The following is a 24,120-nucleotide window of genomic DNA, read 5'->3' as shown; positions in this document are numbered from 1 at the left end:
ACTTTGTTGAAAAAGGTAAAAGAAAAGGCGTTTCAATACCCGCGGTAGTGGAGTTTTGCTGAAAAAGGTAAAAGAAAGAGCGTTTCATTACCCGCGGTAGTGGAGTTTTGCTGAAAAAGGTAAAAGAAAGAGCGTTTCATTACCCACGAGAGTGGAACTTTGTTGAAAAAGGTAAAAGAAAAGGCGTTTCAATACCCGCGGGAGTGGAACTTTGTTGAAAAAGGTAAAAGAAAAGGCGTTTCAATACCCGCGGTAGTGGAGTTTTGCTGAAAAAGGTAAAAGAAAAGGCGTTTCATTGCCCCGAGCGTGGAACTTTGTTGAAAAAGGTAAAAGAAAAGGCATTTCATTGCCCGCGGTAGTGGAACTTTGTTGAAAAAGGTAAAAGAAAAGGCGTTTCATTGCCCGCGGGAGTGAAGCTTTGTTGAAAAAGGTAAAAGAAAGAGCGTTTCAATACCCGCGGTAGTGGAGTTTTGCTGAAAAAGGTAAAAGAAAGAGCGTTTCATTACCCGCGGTAGTGGAGTTTTGCTGAAAAAGGTAAAAGAAAAGGCGTTTCATTACCCGTGGTAGTGGAGTTTTGCTGAAAAAGGTAAAAGAAAGAGCGTTTCATTGCCCGCGGTAGTGGAACTTTGTTGAAAAAGGTAAAAGAAAAGGCGTTTCAATACCCGCGGTAGTGGAGTTTTGCTGAAAAAGGTAAAAGAAAGAGCGTTTCATTACCCGCAAGAAGTAGGCCTAGCAAAAAATAGGTAAAGAAAAACTAAAACAACATTTTTCCATTGGTTATATTAAAAAACTATTGATAATTATTCTCGGTAACTGTTAAAATATTATTAATGAAAATGATTATCATTATTAAAAGGGACATGGAGGATTTTATAAAATGAATTTATATAAAGTATCAGGGGTTATTTTATTATCTAGCAGTCTACTTTTCGGATGTTCCAATACAGAAAAAAGCTCTTCAACCGAAAAAGTAAAAGAACCCAAAAGCAGTGCGGTTAATCTTGATGGAGTCATGAATACATACCGTGAATATGCAGTCGGTGAAATTGAGGAATTCGTGAAGGCAACGGATGCTTTCACTGCAGCAGTGAAAAAGGGCGATATTGAAAAGGCGAAAGAATTGTACGGTCCAGCCCGCATGCATTATGAAAGAGCCGAGCCTATCGCCGAAGTGTTTGGCGATCTTGATCCAAAAATAGATGCCCGTGAAGGCGATGTCCCGGAAGCAGAGTGGGGAGGATACCACCGAATCGAAAAAGGGCTTTGGATGGATAAAACCACCAAAGGCTATGAAAAATATGCGGATCAATTAATGAAGGATGTAAATTTACTCCGCGCAAAGGTAGAAACAGTAGAGGTTACGCCTGACCTATTAATCACCGGAGCAGTGGACCTTTTAAATGAAGTTTCAACCTCCAAGGTAACCGGGGAAGAAGACCGCTATTCTCATACCGATCTGTATGACTTTATGGCGAATGTTCAGGGTGCCGAGAAAATTTATCAACTTTTAAAGCCTGCATTAAAAGAGAAGGATGCAGATGTGGCAAAGGAAATTCAAACCCGTTTTGATGATATGTACAGCCTATTAAATAAATATAAAAAAGGTGATGGCTATCAGCTATATACCGAACTATCAAAAGAGCAGGTAAAAGAATTAAGTCAAGCGATTGATGCATTAGCAGAACCCCTATCACAAATTGGAAAGGTAACGGAGGCGTCTTAATTGTCAACCAACCCAAATATCAACGAAGAATCTACTAAAACAGCAAAAAAATTCTCGCGAAGAGATATCCTCAAAACTGCCGGAATAGGCGGTGTGGGGGTATTAGTCGGAGCATCCGGATTAGGCGGTCTGCTCTCCATAAAGGAGAGCCAGGCAAAAAATATAGACTCGAGTGAAATCGTCCCGTTTTACGGAAACCATCAACAAGGAATAACAACAAAAACACAGAACCATGTGTATTTTGCCGCTTTAGATGTAACAACAAATAATAAACAGGATTTAATTAGACTTTTTAAGGATTGGACAAAAGCAGCAGCTTTAATGACGGAAGGAAAGTCTGTCGGGGAGTTGTCCAGTAATGAATTTCTTCCGCCAAAGGACACTGGTGAGGCAGCAGGATTATCGCCATCCAAACTAACAATAACCTTTGGGGTTGGACCGACACTATTTAGGAAGGACCATCAAGACCATTTTGGTTTACAGCATAAGCAGCCAAAAGAATTAGTGGACCTTCCCAAATTTCCGCTTGATGCGTTAGAAGAAGAGTGGACTGGCGGCGACCTGTGTATTCAAGCCTGCGCTGATGATTTGCAGGTAGCCTTTCATGCTGTTCGAAACCTCGTTCGCATTGCCAGGGGGAAAGCGACTTTGCGCTGGGCTCAATCAGGATTTCAGCGATCGGCACAGTCTGATCCAAAAGAAGGAACCCCAAGAAACTTATTTGGTTTTAAAGATGGGACCGCAAATCCGGATGTAAACGATGAAAAACAGATGAATGAGCAAGTTTGGGTTCAACCGGGGGATGGTCCCAATTGGCTTGCGAATGGCAGTTACCTTGTAGTCCGTAAAATCCAAATGTTTATTGAAGTTTGGGACCGCACGACATTAAAAGGACAAGAAAACACATTTGGACGTTATCGAATTAACGGAGCACCGCTTGGGCAAAAAAACGAATTCGATAAGCTTGATTTCAATCATAAAGATGAATACGGTAAAGACTATATTCCTGTTGATTCACATACCAGGCTTTCGCATGGCGATGGGACGCAAAAAATCCTGCGGCGGGCTTATTCTTATTCAAATGGAATGGATATAAAAACCGGGAGCTTTGATGCAGGATTATTGTTTTTATGTTTTCAGAGAAAACCGAGCAAACAATTTATCCCGATTCAGAAGCGACTGGCAAAGATGGATAAGTTAAATGAATATATTTCCCACCGTGGAAGCGCGATTTTTGCTTGTTTACCAGGATGCAAACAAGGTGGTTTCATAGGGGAAACATTATTTAGCTAATGTTTCTCCTCTTTAAAGGAGAGAGAAATAATGAAGACTAAAATAAAAGTATCACTGGCCATATTCATCAGTCTATTCACGCTCATCCTAATGATTCAGCCTGCGGCGGCAGCTGAAAATCACGATGAGCTTTTTGTTCTTATTGGCGATAGTTTAATGAAAGCAAAACAAGGGGATCAAGCCACTGTTTCGAAAAACATGGAACAATTTACTAAAGAGTGGAATTCTATTAAAAAAGAAGATAGTAAACTTGCAAAAACAGTTAACACAAAACTAAATGACATCCATCGCCTCCTCAAAGAGAAGGCCGATAATGAAGCCATTACAAAAGGTCTTTCCGCCCTTTCAAGCGCCGTTGTGCAATATGACCAAGAACAAAACCCGGTCGATGAAGAAAAGGGAAAAGAACAGGTTAAAAAGCTTCTCCCGATCATTAACGCCATGAAGGAAAGCAGTGAACAAGGGAATATCTCAAAGGTGAAATTGCAATATCAAACATTAATGAACCAATGGACTGCCAATGAAACCTTCGTTCACGATGAAAGTATTGCTTCCTATGGAAATATTGAAAAATACACGGCTCTTGTCCGAATTGCGATCACCCAAGACCCGCCGGATCCGAAAAAGGCACAGCTTCATTTAGATGAATTAACGAAGGAAATTGAAAACTTTCTCGCTGGAAAGAGCACAGGAAAGACTCAAAAAACGTATAGTTTACAAGATTTATCCGACCTTTTAACAAAGGCTGACGACCAGATTTCCCAAAAAGATTATCAAAATGCCAGCAGTCAGTTAAACGATGCCTTATCGATTTGGCCTATGGTTGAAGGTGATGTCCAGACAAGAGACAGTAATCTATATAATGATATGGAAACCAAGATTCCAACAGCGATCACCATCCTAAACTCTAAGAATGTTAATGCTCAAAAAGCTTCTGAAATTATTGAGGATTTACATACTAGACTGGCTCCATTATTGAGCAAAACAGATTATTCTTTATGGGATGCAGCATTAATTTTACTTAGGGAAGGCTTGGAGGCATTATTAATTGTTGCCACATTGCTTGCGTTTCTTAAAAAGATGGGACAGTCATCAAAGCAGAAATGGATATGGGCAGGGGTTGGCGCAGGTATTTTACTAAGCGGGATTCTCGCTATTTTCATTAATATTCTTTTTTCAAAACTTACGGCAGCTTCAAGCAGGGAATATACCGAAGGCATTACTGGCATTGTTGCCGTGTTAATGATGTTAACCATTGGAGCATGGCTGCATAATAAATCAAGCATTGGAAACTGGAATAAGTTTATTAATCAGCAGATGGAACAGGCAATCGCAACAGGCAGCCTTTTATCTTTCTCCATGATTAGTTTTCTGTCGGTTTTTCGAGAAGGTGCGGAAACGATTATTTTTTACGCAGGGATTACTCCTTATATCAGTTTGCAGCAGTTAGTATTAGGGGTTTTGCTTGCCGTGGTGATTTTAGCTGTGGTTGGATTCCTCATCATTAATTATAGTGTAAAAATCCCAATCCATTTATTTTTTAAAGCTGCAACCATTTTAATCTACGTGCTGGCTTTTAAAATTCTCGGTATTAGCATCCATGCTTTACAGATTTCGAATGTGATTTCAACCACCACAGCCCAGAACCTTCCGTACGTTGATTGGATTGGACTGTATCCAACATGGGAAACGACATTAACACAAATCGGATTGCTAGTGATTATTTTCTTTATGACATTCATGGTAAAGAAAAAGTTTTTTAAAAAATCAGTAACTGCAAATGTTTAAAAGGGCCGACTCGGCCCTTTTTTTAATTAAGGTATCTATTATACAAGGGTAATTCTCGTCAGCCCCTAACCTTTGTTTCCATGTGTAAGGCATGGAGGAATTTTTTGATGTCGATTCGGGTGGTTGCGGTGTGCTTTTTTCCTTCAAGTTCAAGCATTTTCATTCTTACTTGGGTATAGTCGAACAGTTTGGATGAGTAGTTTTCAAATATTGGGTTGGCATAATCGGTTAATCCCTGTGATGCAAGATGCTCGAGCACTTGTTGGAGAATGCGGCGGATCCTTTGTTCCACGGCTTTACCTTCTTTTCTTATTTCCTCCGGAGAGACGGTTGAACCGAGCCGTTTTTTGGCCGCCAACTCATATAGCTCCTTCAAAGGTGGAAGCTCCCGATTTCCCTCCATGTCCCATTGATGTAAAATTTCTAGAAGATCCAACAAATCCTTTTCTCCGGTTTTGCCCACTATTCCAAGTTCAAGAAGGATACCTTTGGCAGAGGCAACAAATGAAGGTTGTCTACTCAGACGAGCGTTCTCAAGAGGAAGGTTGTTTCTATTTTCCTTCGTTAAAAAGCTTAATGATTTTTGGATGTTATGAAGTGATTTTTCCAGTAATAGATAGTCACTTACTTTCTTAATGACACTCATCACTTCAAGCCGGTTAATCGGCTTTGTGATATAATGCTCTACTCCAAGAGAATAGGCTTCGCTAATCATATCCTTCGTTTCAACTTGAGAGATCATAATGATTTTCCCATGAAAGGAGGGAGCAATTTCTCTCACGGTCTCAATCCCATCTCTGATAGGCATGAGCAAATCGATCATTAGGATATCGACACCCAGCATAGCGAGGGTAGGGGCATCAACTTCAGACCCGTCAGCTGCTTCCCCGACTATTGACCCCAATCCTTCTTCTTCAATGATATTTGACAGCATCCCCCTTATAGTTGCAGTATCATCGACAATAAAAAAATTCACCGTCATCACCCCTTTTTCATTAATTTATCGACCGAAAGCTGAATTTCAAAGGTCGTCCCCTCCGCTTTCGCTGATGGTATCAGGTTAATATTGCCGCCAAGATTTTCAATGACATTTTTTGTATAGGATAAACCGATTCCATTTGAAGCAATTCCAGCTTGATCAAATTTTGTCGTAAAGCCTGGTTCAAAAATATACATTTTGTTTTTCTCAGAAATTCCTTCTCCATTATCCTTTATGCTTATTTTGACTAGGTCCTGAACCCTTTCAACCATTAACACGATCTGCCCCTCCTGAAGGATCGCTTCCACAGCGTTGGAAACAAGATTATTGATTAGGGAAAGGAGAATAAAGGTACGGTACTCCGGATGTTCCCCGGAAATACTCACCTGGAAATCAATCGTTTTCCCGAGTAACTCAGCATAATTATTATTCGAGATGGTTACAACAGAAATGATTTCGCGAATGTTCATAAAATCATTTAATTTTTCTTTGGCCATTAATTTGGACAAACCGGCATAAATACGTTGATTATCTTTTTTAATTTCGTGTAATTCTCCGGCGATCTTCAGCATTGTCTGTGCATGGTTCTGATTGTTCATCGTCTTTAAATCACGATAAATCGCGTAACAGGTGCTGGTTAACTCTTCCGCATTTTTCGCTGATTTTTCCAATTGAAACATTTCTACATATAAATTTGAGACTAATAGTAGAACCTCTTCAGTCCGTTTTCGTTGCTGCTCTTCTGCCAACCTGGTCTCCCGCACTAAGATGGTATTGAAAAAACCAAGCACAAAGAAACTGCGGATGATTGCTACCCCTACAATAATCAGGAAGCCTGAGGCTGTCATTTTCATTTCGGTTGTGTAATGGCGAATGATCATTTCCGAAAAATTTCCCATGATTTCAAGTACCATTCCAAGCAGACCAATGAGAAGCGGTCTGTGATACAATTTTTTCACCTTGAAAATATAGAAAAATGTTCCAAATACCATGTAATAAAAAAACACGGGAAAATGATGAGGAAAGTCGAATGAGCCTAGTTGAAGTTTGTCGAGAATAATCCGAAAACAAACGACTGCACTCCCCGTCAAAAAGCCGGCTAAGACGGGATGGATTTTACGTGACCATAACAAAATGAAGAAGAATACAGGTGTACTCAGACTGATTCGTAAATCAGCACCAGTTAAAGGATATAATTTTAATTCGCCGGCAATGGGTACAGCAATCAGCATAAACAAGTAGGCTAATAATTTATCGCGAATACGATCACTCCCCATCTATCGTAAATAAAATTTTGTTAATTGTAAAAATATTTTTAATCCACTTTGTAGGTTTTTGTAGTTTACTGTAGTATAACCAGTATGATTTAACTAGTGAAATCGTTTACAAACTATTTTCTACTATAATTTTATCAAAAAACTTATTGATAGGAGAGAAGCGAGTGAAAAAAATTAGCTTAGCATGGCAAATTTTTATTGGTTTAATTCTTGGGATTATTGTGGGGGCGGTTTTTTACGGAAATCCGCATATCGAACAATTTTTGCAGCCGATTGGAAATATCTTTTTAAGATTAATTAAAATGATTGTCGTGCCGATTGTCATTTCATGTCTCGTGGTTGGTGTGGCCGGTGCGGGCGATATGAAAACGGTAGGGAAGCTCGGCGGCAAAACGCTTCTTTATTTTGAAATTATTACAACGATTGCGATCGTTGTCGGTCTGTTAATTGCAAATATTTTTCATCCAGGTACAGGCGTGGATCGTTCACAACTCGTTAAATCGGATATCAGCTCTTATGTAACGACTGAAAAGGCAACGGAGTCACACTCTCATATTGATACTCTTGTAAATATCATACCGACTAATGTGGTTCAGGCATTTGCAAATGGAGACATGTTGGCGATTATTTTCTTCTCCGTTATGTTTGGACTTGGCGTTGCAGCAATCGGTGAAAAAGGCAAGCCGATCATTGACTTTTTTAGAGGTACCGCTGATGCGATGTTCTATGTAACCAATCAGATTATGAAGATTGCTCCATTTGGGGTGTTTGCTTTAATTGGGGTTACGGTTTCAAAATTTGGTTTGGAGTCATTAATACCGCTTGGAAAACTGGTTATTACCGTTTATGGCGCGATGGCATTCTTTATTATAGTGGTTCTCGGCAGTGTTGCGAAAATTTGCGGCTATAACATTTTCAAATTATTAGCTTATTTGAAAGACGAATTAATTCTTGGCTATTCGACAGCGAGCTCGGAAACAGTCCTTCCAAAAATCATGGAAAAAATGGAGCGGATCGGCTGTCCAAAAGGGATTACTTCTTTTGTCATTCCGACAGGCTATTCCTTTAATCTCGATGGATCCACCTTGTATCAGGCAATTGCGGCTTTGTTCATCGCGCAAATGTATGGCATTCATATGAGCATTGGACATCAAATTACATTAGTTCTGATTTTGATGATTACTTCGAAAGGGATTGCAGGTGTCCCTGGTGTTTCGATTGTCGTCCTGCTTTCTACCTTAGGAAGTGTTGGCGTTCCAGTCGAAGGCTTGGCCTTTATTTTAGGCGTAGACAGGCTGCTAGACATGGCCCGTACATGTGTCAACATTGTCGGTAACTCACTAGCTGCTATTGTCATTTCAAAATGGGAAGGCCATACAGTCAAAGAACACCACGAAGAACAAGCCGCATAAGCGGTCATGAAGAGACAGTTCTTATAGGATTTTTGCTCGAAAAAGGCACAACTAGCGTACGCTGGTTGTGCCTTTTGTTGGTGTTTATTAGGACCCATCTGATACACCCTTCTCAGAAATAAACACATGTACTTTAACATTGACCTTTACATTTGGATATTGTTTTAACCACTTTCGATTATTAAAGTTTCTAGTACGGCTTCTTACTTCGTCTCCTAAGCCAATTGGATCAATCTTAGACTTTTGAAACGATCGAATCATTGATGTGGCTTGTTTTTCAAATTGTTCATTCATTTGTTTTTCTATTTTTGTTATTTTTTTTTGGTCTAATTTTTTCCCTTTGAATTCTCTGATATTCCCTTTCACATTTAGATTTATATCGATTTCAGGCATTTCCTTTTGGTTTTGAACATTGTATTTGTGTTTTGTATTAATGCTCTCAATAAAAACATACTCACTATTGTTAAGCTTTGCCCTAAAAGAACCTAAAGTGATATTCTCAATAAGCGCCTTAAAAACAAAAAGTTTATTTTGGCCAAGAGCTCCAACATACCGGTCACCCTTAAATAATGCGATTCCCTTTATATTCAGATCATGACCCTTTTTTTGGATTAATGGTAAAAAAGGGTCATTAATTTCAGAAAAATAGGCGGATAAAAAATAATGAAGATTGGTGGATGGCAATAATCCGGTTTCGATATTGTGATCGATAAGCTCTGATAAAAATAAACCAGTATCTACTTCACCATATTGTTTATTCAAAAGTGTTTTTGCATGACCATCTACCACAGTTAAATATATTTTTTCACTAATCGTCGGGTCTCGGTGAAAAGCATCAATCAAGTAACCAATTCCATGCCTGGCAACTTTTTCACTATAAACAGCGACTGCTAATTTTCCATTTTCTAGTCGGCGAGATGATTTTCTCCTGAGCTTGCTCAACATCTCTTTACTTAATTCGCCTTCTGTTGATAATATTTTATTCTCTATGCTTTTATCAGCCTTGTAGATGGGGAGAACAGCCGTATATTGAAACGTATCTTTATCTATGTAGTCATATCCTACTACGGCAGGCATTGTAATATCATCCACAATCATCATCGGCTGCCGGCCAAATATTAATATAACAACTATGATCATTATGACTGTCACTATTTTGATTTTCATGTGCTCTTCCTAACTCTAAAACGGATATAATGAACAATAAAAAGGAACGGAATATAAATATAGAAGAAATAACCTGCGAAAGATACGACTCTGGCAACGAGTTGAATGCTTTCCCTATCTCTCAATAGAGAGCAGCTAATCAAACAAACCAGTAGAAAGATCACGACTGCCTTCTTTTGCTTCATCTTAAACAATTGCTTTGCGATACGACTTGCCCCCCATACTTCCAGACATATAATTGGCAGAATGACAATCGACCATGAGGTGATTCCGATAAATTCAAACCGTTCTACAAATGGCAGCTCGATGATTTTCCAAAGGGTTAACGTAGGCCAAATTGTTTTTAACAAATGCTCCTGCTTAAAATAAACAAGGGTAACTAACAGGACAAACAAATAAATGACCATCGAAAACAGATTGCCATAATGAGCCCACTTTTGGGATGTTTCAGGCTTTTGAATAAAGGGATAATACAATAACAATAGCGGAAACCCAGAAAATCCGAACGTCATATCAAGTACCGAAAGAGCGATACCTTTCATAGATGTATCCCATACCGGCAATAGATTTCGAAAGTTAGAATATTCAAGCGGTACTAAAAAAATGAGAAACAAATAAAAAGGCATCACTACCCCTAAAAAACAAATTCCGGTAACGGTGCGAAATCCGTTTGATACGCAATAGTACGTACAAAGTAAAAATATTAAAGTGAATGGCCATGTTTTCATTAAAGGAAACATCCAAACTTGAATAATTTCAATATATGTACGAAGAACGATTATAGTTTCTGCAAGAAAATAAACAAGAAAAAAAACACTTAGAATCCCGCCTACCCATTTTCCAAACGTATGTTGGTGGACTTGAATAAGGTCACCCTTTTCCTTATCTAAAATCTTATACATCATCCAAATTAAACTATGAACAATAATGCCAGTTATAATAACCGCCATCCACGCATCGTGCCCGGACGATTTAGCCAAGGTTCGCTGATAACTTAATATACCAACTCCAAACTGCATTTTATGGATAAGAAAAAAGACAAGGAAAGGCGGAACACGAAATTGGTCTTTAATGGGCGTTTTCATACTTTCCAAATCATTTATCAGCCTCTCATTCATCTATATCTTTCTTTACTTTAGCCTTTTTTTCATCAAAACGATGTAGATCTTCCGTCTGCAAGAAAAAAGGTCTTTTCGATTGCCATGAAAAAGGAAGGCGAATGAAGGCATCTTTTAAATCATTGATCCGGAAAGGATAGATCGGTTCTAAGTATGGCCTTCCTAAAGATGTTAATCGTAACAGATGAATGGATAAAAACAGAAATGCAATTGCGATTCCTAAGAGTCCCCACATTTCCGCAAAGAAAAGGAAAGGAAAACGAATTAAGCGAATCGCATTACCCATTCGGTAAACCGGCGTTGTGAACGAAGCAAGGGCGGCAAGAGCGACTATAATGAGAAGGACATTACTCGTTAAACCCGCTTCAACCGCTGCTGTCCCTATAACGATACCGCCTACGATACCGATCGTCTGCCCAACTTTTGTCGGCAACCTTGCACCCGCTTCCCGAAGCAATTCAATTGTTAATTCTAAAATGAGTGCTTCAAGAAAGGGCGGCAGGGGAATCACTCTTCGTGAAGAAACTAACGTAACCATTAAGTCTTTGGGTATTAATACATAATGATAGGATAAGACCGCGACATAAATAGGTGTAACCAATATGGAAAAACTGACAGCCAGTAAACGAATGATTCTAAGAACAGAGGACAATTGCCAATTAAGAAAGTAATCATCGAACGCACCGAAAAATCCAACTAACGAGGTCGGTCCAATAAGGGCATGTGGAGATCCATCTACTAGGATAACGATACTTCCTTCCGCAAGTGCACCTGCTGCACGGTCTGGACGCTCTGTATCTAGTAACTGAGGAAAAACAGAATTTTCGTTATCAGCGATCATCTGGGCAATATACGAACTATCGAGAATTTGATAATATTGCACATTACGAATCCGTTGTATAACTGTATTAATGTTTTCTTCATTTGCAATTCCCTCGATATAGAAAACGGCCACTTTTGTTTTTGAAAGAGTTCCTATTACCATTTCTTTGACTTGTAATTGTGAAATAGGTAATCGCTTTCGAATTAAATTTATATTGATCATTAAGGATTCGACAAATGATTCTTTGGGCCCGACAACACTATACTCCTCTTCTGGAATCGTGACCTCACGCGCCTTCTTTATTTCAGCGGGAACAAGTACCCCTACAGGATCTTTTTCATCAAACTGAATGAACACTGATCCTTTTAATAACTCATTTTGAATTTTTTCTAAATCATTTGTAATGACAATATTTTCAAGAGGAAGTCCGGCTTGTAATTCTTTTAATGAAGCCGGGGATGTTTTATTTAAATATGGAAGTAAATCCCGATGTAAAATCTCCACATCAATTAATGAATTAAAATAGGAAATCCAAAAAGGTTGAGGAGACTTTGGGTTATAATAATGAACAAAATCGCTTGACTGTTTGTAGTAATTAATTTGTGAAAAAAGAGATTGTTCTTGTTGAACATATTTATTACGAAACCACTTTCTCATAGTTTAGTTCCTTTCCGCATTGTAAGCTGGAATTAACTCCATTTCTATTGCTTCTAGGGTGATTTCTCTAACAAAGTATTCTCTATAATAAGGATGTACAATTAATCTATTCCTTATGAGATCTTATTGTTTATTCAAAAGTGTTTTGCTTGATCATGTTCTCTTCCCAACTCTATATCGGATATGATATACAATAAAAAGGAACGGTACATATATATATAGAGCATAAGCCCCAAAAGATACGGCTCTATTAAAGAGTAGAATGCTTTCCCTATCTTTCAAGAGGGAGCAGCCTATCAAACAAACCACTAGGAAGATCACAACTGCCTTCCTTTGCTTCATCTTAAACAATTGCTTTGCGATACGACTTCCCCCCCATATCTCCAAACAAATTGTTGGCAGAATGATAACCGCCCATGAGGTGATTCCGATTAATTCAAATCGTTCTACAAATGGAAATTGGATAATTTTCCACATGGTTAACGTAGGCCAAGTTGTTTTTAGCAAATGCTCCTGCTTAAAATAAACAAGGGTCACTAACAGAATAAACAGATAAGTGACCGTCGAAAACAGATTACCGTAATGAGCCCACTTTTGGGACGTTTCAGGCTTTTGAATAAAAGGATAATACAAAAACAACAGCGGAAATCCTAAAAATCCGAGCGACAAATCAACTACGGAAAGTGCCATTCCCTTCACAGAAGTATCCCATATTGGCAATAAATTTCGAAAGTCAGAAAATTCAAGCGGTACTAAAAAAGTGAGAAGCAAATATAAGGGCATGACAATCCCCAAAAAACAAATTCCAGTAACGGTGCGAAATCCATTTGATACGACATAGTACACACAGAGTAAAAATACTAAAGAGAATATCCATGTTTTCATTACAGGAAACATCCAAACTTGAATAACTTCGATATACGATCGAAGAACGATTATACTTTCAGCAAGAAAATAAACCAGAAAAAAGACACTTAGAAGTCCGCCTACCCATTTTCCAAACGTATGTTGGTGGATTTGAATAAGGTCACCCTTTTCCTTATCTAAAATCTTATACATTATCCAAATAACAATATGAACAATAATGCCAGTTATAATAACCGCTATCCACGCATCGTGCCCGGACGATGCAGCTAGAGTACGCTGAAAACTTAAAATACTAAAAGCAAACTGCATTTTATGTATAAGAAAAAAGACAAGGAATGGCGAAACACGAAATTGGTCTTTAATAGGCGTTTTCATACTTTCCAAATCATTATCAACCTCTCATAAACCACTTTCTCATAGGTTAGTTCCCTTCTTTTATGTAACCCTGGAATTAACTCCATTTCTATTGACCTATAGGGCACTTTCTTTAACAAAGTTGTAAATGCAAAATATTTTATATTAGGATGTCCAATAACCCGTTTCCTTATGAGAGCTGTGAGAAATTTCGGCCCATGTCTCACGGTAACTGATTATAAGGGCGCAGCTTTCATTTGTGTTTGTTAGAAAGGGGAAAATATTAAATTCAGTTTGTGAAAAACAACAAGTAGATTTGTGAATATTGTCAATTTACATAAAAAACAAATACTTTTTTTTAGTTATAATAAAATTGTCATCTAAATAGCCTTAAATTCAATAAGGAGTTGAGCAGACTATGGTAACAGCAGATAATAAAAATACTCCTAAATCTATCATTGATACTGTAGAATGGAATGAATTGGCTGATTTGATTAGTGAACAGATATTCAATCCGATTACGATTGAAGATTTCCATCATCGGTTAATTGCACATAGTTCACATGGAGATTGGACAGATAAAGCACGGATGGAAACTATTATGGGTCGACAAGTACCAGAGACCGTATTAAATAAACTGTGGCATGATGGCGTGATTCAACAGCTAATGGGATGCGATGAGCCGATACGAATTCGAGCGAAAAATGAGGTGGGGTTAGGGGATCGTGTCGCTATATCGATTCGGAAGGGGCAAAGAGTACTAGGATATATTTGGGTACAGGAGATTAATCAGCCTTTGGGAGAACAGGAAATGCAATTCCTTCGCAAGGTAGCGAGTGAAGTTATGCCCAAGTTTTATCGCCGCCAGACCCAACGCAGAATTCAGGAAGAAAAAAGTAAAGAATTTTTCTGGGAATTGTTGCTTGGTAATATACCTTCTCACCATAGAATACAGAGGAAAGCTGAAGATATCGGGATCCGGTTACCAAAACCATTCTCTATTTTCCTGTTTGAGATAGATCATCCTAATTATGAAACTGTACAAAAGGAATTGACCTATTTATTAGTCAACTTAAAAGATTCCTTTTCCTTATCTGATTTCCCTCTTTGGGTTAAGAATCAAAACCATTTGATTGTGATGGGTGGAGGCGGAAAGGAAAAGATTGATTTCCTAGAACGTGCAAATTCCTTTGTATTGGAAGTAATAAAGCGTATTCAAGATCGATTTAAAAACTTACCAATTTATGGTACATTCGGTTTATCCTATGAATCTTTTCAATTCGTTGAACAAAGCTATCATCAAGCAAAGTCTGTTTTAAGGATGAAAAAAATACTGCCAGAAGAAACCAAGACGATTTATGGTTATGGCGATTTGGGTATTTATCGTCTGCTTCCTAGTTTCTCGGAAAAAAATGAAGTGGAGTTTTTTTCTAATTATTATCTAAATAAATTAATTCAATACGATCAAGAGAATCAATCTAATCTCTTGCATACACTCGAGGTGTATTTAGATTATCCAGGCCAGATTAATCTAGTAACACAAAAATTGCATATTCATCCTAATACATTAGCTTATCGGCTTAAACGAATCAGTGAGGTGGGGCAGATTAATCTGGAGGATCCTAACCAAAGAATTTCTTTATTTATCGATATTAAATTAAAGAAAATGGAGGGCTTGGGTTTAGAGAGATAAACGGTTAGATGATTTTTATTCCTAACCGATAACTGGTCTAATAAAAAGACAGAGAAAGGTAGAGACACTTTACTTTTCTCTGTCTTCTTTATGTGGCAGTCTTAAAGCCAAGTAACCTTGCTCACCTATAGCTGAGATCACTTGACGCTAGGATGATTCCTTGGTGGAAGCATCCTCTATTTGTGTGAATCCACAAACCTCCGGAAAGTATTCCGTGTTTTATCTAATAAAATTTAGTTTATATATCAATTATAATGAAATTGTAAAGGCATACAAAATCTAAATAGGAGTTGAAATGAAGATGATTATCGGAGTTCCAAAAGAGATCAAAAATAATGAGAATAGAGTAGGGATGACACCAGCAAGTGTAGTAGTATTTAAAAATAATGGTCATGAAGTATTGATCGAGACAGGTGCTGGTTTAGGCAGCGGGTTTACCAATGAAGATTATATAGCGGCAGGAGCAAAAATCGCCTCTTCAGCAGAAGAAGCATGGTCAGCTGATATGGTGATCAAGGTAAAAGAGCCACTGCCTGAAGAATATAGCTATTTCCGTGAAGGGTTAATTCTTTATACCTATCTTCATCTTGCACCAGAACCTGAATTAACCAAAGCTCTTGTGGACAAGAAGGTCGTTGCGATTGCGTACGAAACGATTCAATTGGATAATCGCTCTCTTCCTTTGTTAACTCCTATGAGTGAAGTAGCAGGTAGAATGTCCGTTCAAATTGGAGCTCAGTTTTTAGAAAAGTCCAAAGGAGGAAAAGGAGTTCTCCTTGGTGGAGTACCAGGTGTTGCACCAGCGGAAGTCGTTATTGTTGGTGGTGGTATCGTAGGTACAAATGCTGCAAAAATGGCTGTCGGTTTAGGGGCAAATGTTACCTTACTTGATATCAGTGCTGATCGACTTCGTCAACTTGATGATCAGTTCCAAGGGCGTTTAAATACTTTGATGTCCAACAGTTACAATATTGCTGAAGCAGTAACGAAGGCAGATTTGCTTGTGGGTGCGGTTCTTATTCCGGGTGCACGTGCTCCTCGCTTGGTAACAGAAGAGATGGTAAAATCCATGCAGCCTGGTGCGGTCATTGTGGATGTAGCAATCGATCAAGGCGGGTCGATTGAAACGATTGACCGTATCACGACACATAGTGAACCGACATATGAGAAGCATGGGGTTCTGCACTACGCAGTAGCAAACATGCCAGGAGCAGTGGCAAGAACATCCACTATGGCTTTAACGAATGTGACGATTCCTTATGGTGTACAAATTGCAAATAAAGGATATAGACAAGCAGCATTAGATAACCAAGCACTGGCCAAGGGAATTAATGTGGTGGATGGTAAAGTGACCTTTAAAGCTGTTGCAGAAGCTCATGGATATACCTATGTAAGTGTCAATTCGGTGCTAAGTGAACAAACCGTTTTTGCTTAATGAGGAGAGCCCCTATTTTTGGGGGCTTTCCATTTTTTAAAAAAAATGTCGAAAAATCTTTAAGATAGGAGATTATTATGCTGCTAAAAAAAATATATGAAGAGTTTGAAGAATATAGAAGTAAAATGGAAGAAGCAGGGCTATTATATGGATTGCAAGATTATAGAGTAATCCAGTATAGTAAGAAATTGGATGAGATACACAAACTGTTATTAAAATTAAAATATCCTAATAAAGAAGTGGAATTCATGGGGAACAGATAGTGGGGAATAGTTTGAATCCAGTCATCTTTATCACGGCAAATTTTAAGATTTGCTTTCATATTAAGGAAGGAGATCTGGACCCATTGTCTACCTCGTTTTTCAGAATGTTTGAAAAAATATTGTTTTTGTATCTGTCTAAGATGGTGTAGGATCTATGGGCTCATTGGCCTCTCTTTTTTCATACACAGAAGAAAAGTATCTTTACAAGGTAAAGATTATTTCAAGGCCAGTTGAATATTTATTCCCCTGATTAAAGAGTAGAGGGTTGCAATTACCCTTGTAAAGTAGACTATGAAAAAAAGAGTATTCTAAGCAGTGGCCTTTTCTCGATATTAGGAAAACGGACCAATACGCGGGATATGGATCATAAGCGGATTCCGATTGTTTAAAAAATGATTTTAACGGAAAACTATCATGAGAGATCTGAAATCATGATTCCTCTTGTTGGGTCATGTGCAGTTGGATGGTTGCAATAAATATTCGCTCAAAGTTTTCAGAGGATTTACTTTAGCGACAAATCAATGTTTTAGGGGGTACTTATGTCAGAATATAGAAAGTTTAAAAAGAATTTATCTTTAACAGATCTTGTATTTATAGGGTTTGGGGCAATGTTTGGTTCAGGATGGCTTTTTGCAGGAAGCCGTGTAGCTTCTATGGCGGGGCCCGCGGGCAGTTTTTCATGGATTATCGCCGGAATTGCTGTCCTTTTTCTTGGCCTTGTATACGCTGAACTTGGAGGTGCCATCCCTCGGGCAGGTGGTATCGTTCGTTATCCGGTTTATTCGCATGGTCCTTTAATGGGGTATCTAATGGGATTTGCTTCCTTAGTCGCGTATTCCAGCCTCACTGCGATTGAAGTAGAAGCGGCCCGTCAATATGCTTCCTCCTGGTTTCCGGCGCTATCCCAACCAGGAACATCAGGCTCGCCATCCTTACTTGGGTGGGTTGTACAATTTATATTGCTTTTAGCCTTCTTCGTGCTTAATTTCAGGAGTGTCAAAACGTTTGCTAAATCAAACATTGTCATCACCATTATTAAGTTCGTCGTTCCATCTTTGACTATTGTGATTTTGCTCCTTCATTTAAAATCAGCAAATTTCAGTATTCATGGTTTCGCTCCATTCGGTTTTTCGGGAATAACAAGTGCGATTTCAACCGGCGGCGTCATTTTTGCCTATCTGGGACTTCATCCAATTGTAACAGTTGCAAGTGAAGCTAAAAATCCACAACGTTCAGTGCCAATTGCCCTGATTTTATCTGTAGTATTATCAGCAATCGTTTACGTACTTCTTCAGGTAGCGTTTATTGGTAGTATTCCAACGAATATGTTGTCTGGCGGATGGGCGAAAGTAAGCACCCAATTCTCTCTTCCATTTAAAGATATTGCGGTGGCACTTGGATTAGGCTGGCTTACCATCATGATTGTTACGGATGCTATTATATCCCCTAGCGGAGCAGCCAATGTTTATATGAATACCACATCTCGCCTTATTTTTGGATGGACACGGAGTGGTACCTTTTTTAAGGTTTTTGGAAAAATCGACGAGAAATCCGGTATTCCTCGTCCAGCGCTATGGCTTGCGTTTTTACTGTCTATTTTCTGGACGTTGCCGTTCCCATCGTGGGATGCTATGATCGCAGTGGTTTCGGAAGCACTTGTTCTAACCTATGCATTAGCACCAGTTTCTGCCTATGCCTTACGGTTAAATGCACCTGATTTACCACGGCCGTTTTATTTAAAAGGTATGAGTGTATTGGGCCCTGTTTCCTTTATCATTGCTTCACTCATGGTTTATTGGGGAGGCTGGAAAGTTAACTCTTGGCTGCTAGGATCGCAATTGGTTATGTTTGTCATTTATTTATTCTTTAAGAACTCAGTACCTACAGATAAAGTGAGTTTTACACAACAAATAAAATCTTCTTTGTGGATTGTTTTCTATTATTCAGCCATTTTGCTCATCTCCTATCTAGGAACTTTTGGAGGTAACCAAATTCTCAAAAGTCCATGGGATCAAATTGCAATTGCCATCATAGCTTTAATTTCGTATTACTGGGGAGGAAGAACCGGTTTACCAAAAGCAGTGTTTGATGATGATGAAGATGAAGATGAAGTAAAAACAGCTGAACTAGCATAAAATGAGTGAAGACAAGGTCTATAAATCAGAGACAGTAATGTGAAACATTAAAGAGTTCAAAAAGTCCCGATCTCTTCGGGACTTTCAGAATGTAAACAAAAGGCATTTCGAATAACCCTATTCGAAATGCCTTTTGTCATATTTCTAAATCAGTACCGACAGAATTGCCGCCACATAAGAAAAAATGTCTAAAAAACACATTTTACCTAAAAGCACGTTAAAGACATCCATAAAAAAGTAAAAAAACTTTCCCTACTATTCAAAGAACTTGTCTCATACGTTTATAGAAGTGAGATCTATTGAAGGGGAATCGAAATATGGCTATTTACTACAAGGGAATCTTCTTTTTAGCGGCGTCAGCTTTTTTAGGGGAAGGAATCGAATTTTTTGTCAATATGATTCTGGCCCGAGAACTCGGTAAACATGGTTTGGGCCTATACATGTCCATTTTGCCGACGATTTTTTTAATTGTTTTGCTTTCAAGTTTTGAACTGCAGGTGTCTATTTCCAAATTTATAGCTGAAAAAGAGGACAGGTACCATCGCAATATCCTCTACCACGCTCTCACCATTACCATCATTTTTACAAGTATTTTGCTGCTCTTAGCTACGAGTAGTATGCAGTTTATCCCAATATTTGACGGATACCATCCTTATGTTAGATGGCTGGTTCTAATTCTCATCCCGGTCATATCCTTTACCTCTGTGGCGAGAGGGTATTTCATGGGAAAGCACCATATGGGAAAAATCGCAGTTGCGAACTTTCTGCGAAAAGTTTTTCAGCTTGCTGCCCTATTTGTTTTATTTCGCTTGTTTCAATTTAAAACAGAAAGTGCTTTGTTGATTGCTATCACGGCCTTAATCGGCAGTGAAGTGGTGGTTTTTCTTTATTTATTCTACATGTTTATCATTCAGTTCCAACAGGTAAAACGCATTCCTTTTTCCAATTTAAATCGAAAAATTGTCCGGAAAAATTTAATGGCGGTGTCGATTCCGACAACGGGGATGCGCTTGTTTTCGGCCTTAACGGGGGCCATTCAGCCTTTTCTCATTAAGGCAGCGCTAGTCCGGTCAGGTCTGTCCGCAACCATCGCTACAGAGCAGTTTGGGATGCTAATGGGGGTGGCGATGTCGATTGGCTTCTTTCCCGCCTTTATAGCTCATTCCTTGATGATTGTGCTGATTCCAGGCGTTTCGAAAACCCATGCTGCTGGAGATTATTCCAGCCTGCAAAAAATGCTCCAGCAAGTCATGTTCATGACCTTTATTTACGGAGTTGTGGCGGTCGGAGTCTTTTACTTCTTCGCACCGGAACTGACTTCTTTATTCTTTAAATCATCTACGCCTGCTGTATTTTTGCAAATGCTATGGCCGTTTTTCTTATTCCATTTTTTCATCATGCCTTTTCAAGCTTTTTTAATCGGACTTGATATGATCAAGGATACCTTTGTCCATATTATCTGGTCTGTGGTTGTATCGTTTACCATTATCGTCTGGCTTGGTTCCTATCCGGAATGGAGAATGGAGGGGGTTATCATCGGCATGAATACAGGAGCCGTCCTCCTTGCGCTAATGCATTATCTAACCATCTGCAAAAAAATCGGAATATCCGTTTTTTTAAGAGGCGTTGTCCAGCGGTAAATTGAGCCGGTCCTTGGGTCTAATTTTACTAGAATTAAATAAATATGATACCAAGGAGGTCGGTCAGATGAAACAGAAAAAAATAATGAAAATACCTGCGCATTTAAGTCCTTATATTTCGCAGCAACATTACGAAAGCTATACCCCGATTGATCATGCAGTATGGCGATTCGTCATGAAGCAAAATCATTTTTTTCTAAAAAAAATTGCCCATCCAGCCTATGTAAATGGGCTGGCCTCTTCAGGAATTAATACCGAATCCATTCCAAAAGTAGATGAAATGAATGAAAGTCTTGCAAGTGTTGGATGGAGGGCTGTTTCAATTGATGGTCTAATCCCGGGTGCAGCCTTCTACAGCTTTTTAGCGAATGGAATTTTACCGATTGCAACCAAGATCCGGAAGCTGCAGAATATCGCCTATACTCCTGCTCCGGATATATTACATGAAGCAGCAGGGCACGCACCGATTCTGTTAGATCAAACATACCGTGAATATGTAAAAAAAATTGGCACAATGGGATCAAAAGCACTTTCAAGTAAGGAAAAGCTGGATGTATTTCGCGCCGTTCGTCATTTGACCATTGTTGCAGAGGATCCGACGTCGACCCCGGAACAGGTTAAAGCAGCAGAAGAAAAGGTTGCCGATGCGAGAAAAAAGGTAAAAAGCTTGGCGGAAGCGGACCTAATCTCGCGCTTGTTTTGGTGGACGGTGGAATATGGTTTAATTGACGATTGGAAAAATCCTAGAATATATGGTGCCGGTTTACTTTCTTCGGTTGGGGAAAGTCAAAGCTGTTTAGCGGATAATGTTAGAAAAATTCCTTTTTCTATTGAAGAATGTATCAAAACCTCTTATGACGTTACGAAGCCGCAGCCGCAATTATTTGTTTGTAGGAATTTTGAAGAATTAGTGGAGGAAATTGACAAGTTTGCGGGCACAATGGCCTTTCAAAAAGGCGGAACGGAAAGTCTTGAAAAAGCGCTTCAATCTGATTATACTGCAACGATTGTTTATTCATCTGGTCTGCAAGTGACCGGGACTTTATCGACCATCATCAAGGATAAAAAGGGAGAAGCCGCGTATATCCGGACAAAAGGGGCAACTGCCCTATCTTTAAATAATCAGGAGGTACCGGGGCATGGCAAGGAAACCCATCATAAGGGTTTTGGTGCTCCGATTGGAGTGTTAGAAGGCAATGTTGCTATGGAAAACTGCACGAGTGAACAATTAAAAGATTATGGACTAGTAAAAGGGGAAAGATCCCTTTTAAACTTTCAAAGCGGGGTAAAAGTAGAGGGGACGGTTAAAGAGATACTATTTTCTGACGGAAGCCCTATATTAATCTCTTTCGAGGATTGTATGGTTACCTATCAGGAACAAGTCCTGTTTGACAAAGGATGGGGCATATTTGATATGCCGGTGGGGGAAAGAATTACATCGGTATTTGCCGGTGCTGCCGGCCCAAATGCCTATTTTGATTTGCAGACTGAAGGAGAAGTTGATGGATTGGTTGAAATTAGAAGCTTAACCGAATTAGAGCGTTTATACGCAGAAGTCCGCAATATTCGAAAGCTGGATGTATGGAATCAGGAGAGCCTTGCAAAAATAAATGAAATTTTAATGATATTAGATTATCAATATCCAAGCGACTGGCTGCTCCGGCTAGAAATACTGGAATTATTAAAAAAATACAATATAGCTGAAACTTCTATTAAGCATGTTTTAGAAACATTAAAGAATACAGACTGGGAAAAATCCATCAGCCAAATGATTGAACGAGGTCTAATGCTGATAAATGAATCATAAGAAAAAGGAGCTTGGGGTACCCCAAGCTCCTTTAATAATTAATCTTTACTTTGAAGAATCCCAAAGATCCGTAGAATGCTGAGGAATAGGTTAATAAAATCCAAGTAAAGACTCAAAGCCACTAATGGAACATCTTCCGCGCTAACTCCGTAATGCTTCATTCGGCTAAAGTCAAAGAGAACATAACCGCTGAAGACCATGACTCCGATAAAGGAGTAGGCAAGCATTCCGGTTGTGCTGAGCGGCCAGAAGATATTAAAAATCGAAATCGCTACGAGTGCAAGCAGGGCTGCTAATAGAAATCCGCCTAAAAAGGAGAAATTGCGTTTCGATTTTGCTGCGTAAATAGCGATTCCTGTGAATACAACCGTTGTTGTGGCAAATGCCATGATAACGGTGTTGGCACCTGTAGTCGCAAGATAATGGGCAACAATCGGATACAGGGTAATCCCAGAAATAAACGTAAAAATGTAAAGGAATGAATAGGAAATTGCCTTTTTCCTTCTAAAGAAGAAGGCGGCAAAAAGCATGACCAATTCAAGGATTGACAAAGGTAAAAATAAACCAGTTGGTACAAATACACCTGCCATTGTGCCAATAAAGGCGAAAGCAAGGGAAAGTGCAAACGTCCTTAAAACAGATGGCATAAAATCAGTAGATGTTTGTGTGTACAAATTTCTTCACCTCAAAATAGTTTCTTATTAATTAATACGAGAAAGTGGTCAAGATGTTTCATTTTTTCTAAAAAAATCTTTATCTTCTTTTAAAATGTCACGGATTTCCGCTAAAAGCTCTTCTGTACGGTCCACTTTTACTACTTCTTTCACCGGTTCCTCTTTCTTTTTAAAGCGAGTGATGAATTTGACAAACAGGAAGATGGAAAAAGCGATAATAAAGAAATCGATAACGGATTGAATGAAGAGACCGTAGTTTAATTGACCAATATGAAGTTTCGTAAAATCAAAATGAACCCCGCCAATCAGCAACCCGATTAAAGGTGTAATGACATCATTGACGAGGGAAGTAACGATTTTTCCAAATGCACCGCCGATGATCACACCAACAGCGAGATCGATGACGTTTCCTTTCATCGCAAATTGTTTAAATTCATTCCACATGAAAAAACCTCCAAAATCTATTACATCTCATTTTACAATTTTTATTGTTACCTTATCAACCAATGAAGAAGAGCAGTTACATTTTTAAAGCTTGGATGAACCCGATAGTGCCTGCCTCAGTGATTTTTTTGAAGACTTGGGAACTATGGACCTTTGATAGTGCCCGCATCGGTGATTTTTTCGAAGACTTGGGAACTATAGACCCCTGATAGTGCCCGCCTCAGTGATTTTTTTGAAGACTTGGGAACTATGGACCTTTGATAGTGCCCGCATCGGTGATTTTTTCGAAGACTTGGGAACTATAGATCACTGATAGTGCCCGTATCGGTGATTTTTTCGAAGACTTGGGAACTATAGACCCCTGATAGTGCCCGCCTCAGTGATTTTTTCGAAGATACAGGAACTATAGACCCCTGATAGTGCCCGCCTCAGTGATTTTTTTGAAGATACAGGAACTATAGACCCCTGATAGTGCCCGCCTCAGTGATTTTTTTGAAGATACGGGAACTATGGACCCCTGATAGTGCCTGTATCGGTGATTTTTTCGAAGACACGGGAACTATAGACCACT

Annotated in this window: 18 protein-coding genes; 10 read left to right on the top strand and 8 right to left on the bottom strand. The window is 38.9% G+C overall.

Features of this window, described 5'->3' with window-relative positions:
• Positions 1–877: 877 nt before the first annotated feature.
• From efeO to J2Y67_RS25015, 3 genes are read left to right on the top strand one after another with little or no spacing between them, the layout of a single operon-like run.
• Entirely contained in the window at positions 878–1,723 is an 846-nt protein-coding gene (gene efeO / locus J2Y67_RS25025) for an iron uptake system protein EfeO (protein ID WP_310178438.1), read from the top strand.
• Positions 1,724–3,016 carry an iron uptake transporter deferrochelatase/peroxidase subunit gene (gene efeB, locus J2Y67_RS25020; protein WP_310178437.1) on the top strand — a complete coding sequence of 431 codons (1,293 nt, stop codon included), beginning with the start codon at positions 1,724–1,726 and terminating at the stop codon, positions 3,014–3,016.
• Positions 3,017–3,046: 30 nt separating this feature from the next.
• Entirely contained in the window at positions 3,047–4,804 is a 1,758-nt protein-coding gene (locus J2Y67_RS25015; RefSeq protein WP_310178435.1) for an FTR1 family iron permease, read from the top strand.
• Positions 4,805–4,862: 58 nt separating this feature from the next.
• Here J2Y67_RS25015 and J2Y67_RS25010 read toward each other — a convergent pair whose 3' ends face one another.
• A complete protein-coding gene (locus tag J2Y67_RS25010; protein WP_310178433.1) occupies positions 4,863–5,780 on the bottom strand; it encodes a response regulator in 918 nt (305 codons plus the stop codon).
• Positions 5,781–5,785: 5 nt separating this feature from the next.
• Positions 5,786–7,060 (bottom strand): sensor histidine kinase, encoded by a 1,275-nt coding sequence (locus tag J2Y67_RS25005; RefSeq protein ID WP_310178432.1) that lies wholly within the window; start codon positions 7,058–7,060, stop codon positions 5,786–5,788.
• 164 nt (positions 7,061–7,224) lie between these two features.
• Between J2Y67_RS25005 and J2Y67_RS25000 the strand changes: the two genes are divergently transcribed.
• Positions 7,225–8,472 (top strand): cation:dicarboxylate symporter family transporter, encoded by a 1,248-nt coding sequence (locus J2Y67_RS25000; RefSeq protein ID WP_310178430.1) that lies wholly within the window; start codon positions 7,225–7,227, stop codon positions 8,470–8,472.
• 87 nt (positions 8,473–8,559) lie between these two features.
• Here J2Y67_RS25000 and J2Y67_RS24995 read toward each other — a convergent pair whose 3' ends face one another.
• From J2Y67_RS24995 to J2Y67_RS24980, 4 genes are all read right to left on the bottom strand, one after another.
• The gene (locus J2Y67_RS24995; protein ID WP_310178428.1) at positions 8,560–9,639 is read right to left on the bottom strand and encodes a Ger(x)C family spore germination protein; all 1,080 of its coding nucleotides are present in this window, start codon (positions 9,637–9,639) and stop codon (positions 8,560–8,562) included.
• Positions 9,636–10,724: a GerAB/ArcD/ProY family transporter gene (locus J2Y67_RS24990; RefSeq protein ID WP_310178441.1), complete on the bottom strand. Its 1,089-nt coding sequence runs from the start codon at positions 10,722–10,724 to the stop codon at positions 9,636–9,638. The genes J2Y67_RS24995 and J2Y67_RS24990 overlap by 4 nt, the downstream gene beginning before the upstream one ends.
• 25 nt (positions 10,725–10,749) lie before the next feature.
• On the bottom strand, positions 10,750–12,237 hold the full coding sequence (locus J2Y67_RS24985) for a spore germination protein (protein WP_310178426.1): 1,488 nt from the start codon (positions 12,235–12,237) through the stop codon (positions 10,750–10,752).
• A gap of 153 nt (positions 12,238–12,390) precedes the next feature.
• Positions 12,391–13,479 (bottom strand): GerAB/ArcD/ProY family transporter, encoded by a 1,089-nt coding sequence (locus J2Y67_RS24980; RefSeq protein ID WP_310178424.1) that lies wholly within the window; start codon positions 13,477–13,479, stop codon positions 12,391–12,393.
• 397 nt (positions 13,480–13,876) lie between these two features.
• Between J2Y67_RS24980 and J2Y67_RS24975 the strand changes: the two genes are divergently transcribed.
• The 6 genes from J2Y67_RS24975 to J2Y67_RS24950 all read left to right on the top strand — a co-directional run bounded on the left by J2Y67_RS24975 (position 13,877) and on the right by J2Y67_RS24950 (position 22,431).
• Positions 13,877–15,151, top strand: a complete 1,275-nt coding sequence (locus J2Y67_RS24975) for a PucR family transcriptional regulator (RefSeq protein WP_310178423.1) — start codon at positions 13,877–13,879, stop codon at positions 15,149–15,151.
• 301 nt (positions 15,152–15,452) lie between these two features.
• Positions 15,453–16,586: an alanine dehydrogenase gene (ald, locus tag J2Y67_RS24970; protein ID WP_310178440.1), complete on the top strand. Its 1,134-nt coding sequence runs from the start codon at positions 15,453–15,455 to the stop codon at positions 16,584–16,586.
• Positions 16,587–16,663: 77 nt separating this feature from the next.
• A complete protein-coding gene (locus tag J2Y67_RS24965) occupies positions 16,664–16,849 on the top strand; it encodes a Spo0E family sporulation regulatory protein-aspartic acid phosphatase (protein WP_310178422.1) in 186 nt (61 codons plus the stop codon).
• A 539-nt stretch (positions 16,850–17,388) separates the two neighbouring features.
• Positions 17,389–18,984, top strand: coding sequence for an APC family permease (locus tag J2Y67_RS24960; protein WP_310178421.1), 1,596 nt, complete (start codon positions 17,389–17,391; stop codon positions 18,982–18,984).
• 317 nt (positions 18,985–19,301) lie between these two features.
• Entirely contained in the window at positions 19,302–20,624 is a 1,323-nt protein-coding gene (locus J2Y67_RS24955) for an oligosaccharide flippase family protein (RefSeq protein ID WP_310178420.1), read from the top strand.
• Positions 20,625–20,691: 67 nt separating this feature from the next.
• On the top strand, positions 20,692–22,431 hold the full coding sequence (locus J2Y67_RS24950; protein WP_310178419.1) for an aromatic amino acid hydroxylase: 1,740 nt from the start codon (positions 20,692–20,694) through the stop codon (positions 22,429–22,431).
• 38 nt (positions 22,432–22,469) lie between these two features.
• Here J2Y67_RS24950 and J2Y67_RS24945 read toward each other — a convergent pair whose 3' ends face one another.
• A complete protein-coding gene (locus J2Y67_RS24945) occupies positions 22,470–23,078 on the bottom strand; it encodes a Bax inhibitor-1/YccA family protein (protein WP_310178439.1) in 609 nt (202 codons plus the stop codon).
• Positions 23,079–23,153: 75 nt separating this feature from the next.
• A complete protein-coding gene (mscL, locus tag J2Y67_RS24940) occupies positions 23,154–23,549 on the bottom strand; it encodes a large-conductance mechanosensitive channel protein MscL (RefSeq protein ID WP_310178418.1) in 396 nt (131 codons plus the stop codon).
• Positions 23,550–24,120: the final 571 nt, after the last annotated feature.

Source organism: Neobacillus niacini, from assembly GCF_031456445.1.
In the GTDB taxonomy this organism is placed as follows: domain Bacteria; phylum Bacillota; class Bacilli; order Bacillales; family Cytobacillaceae; genus Neobacillus; species Neobacillus niacini_I.
This window is presented reverse-complemented; position numbering and strand designations above follow the sequence as displayed.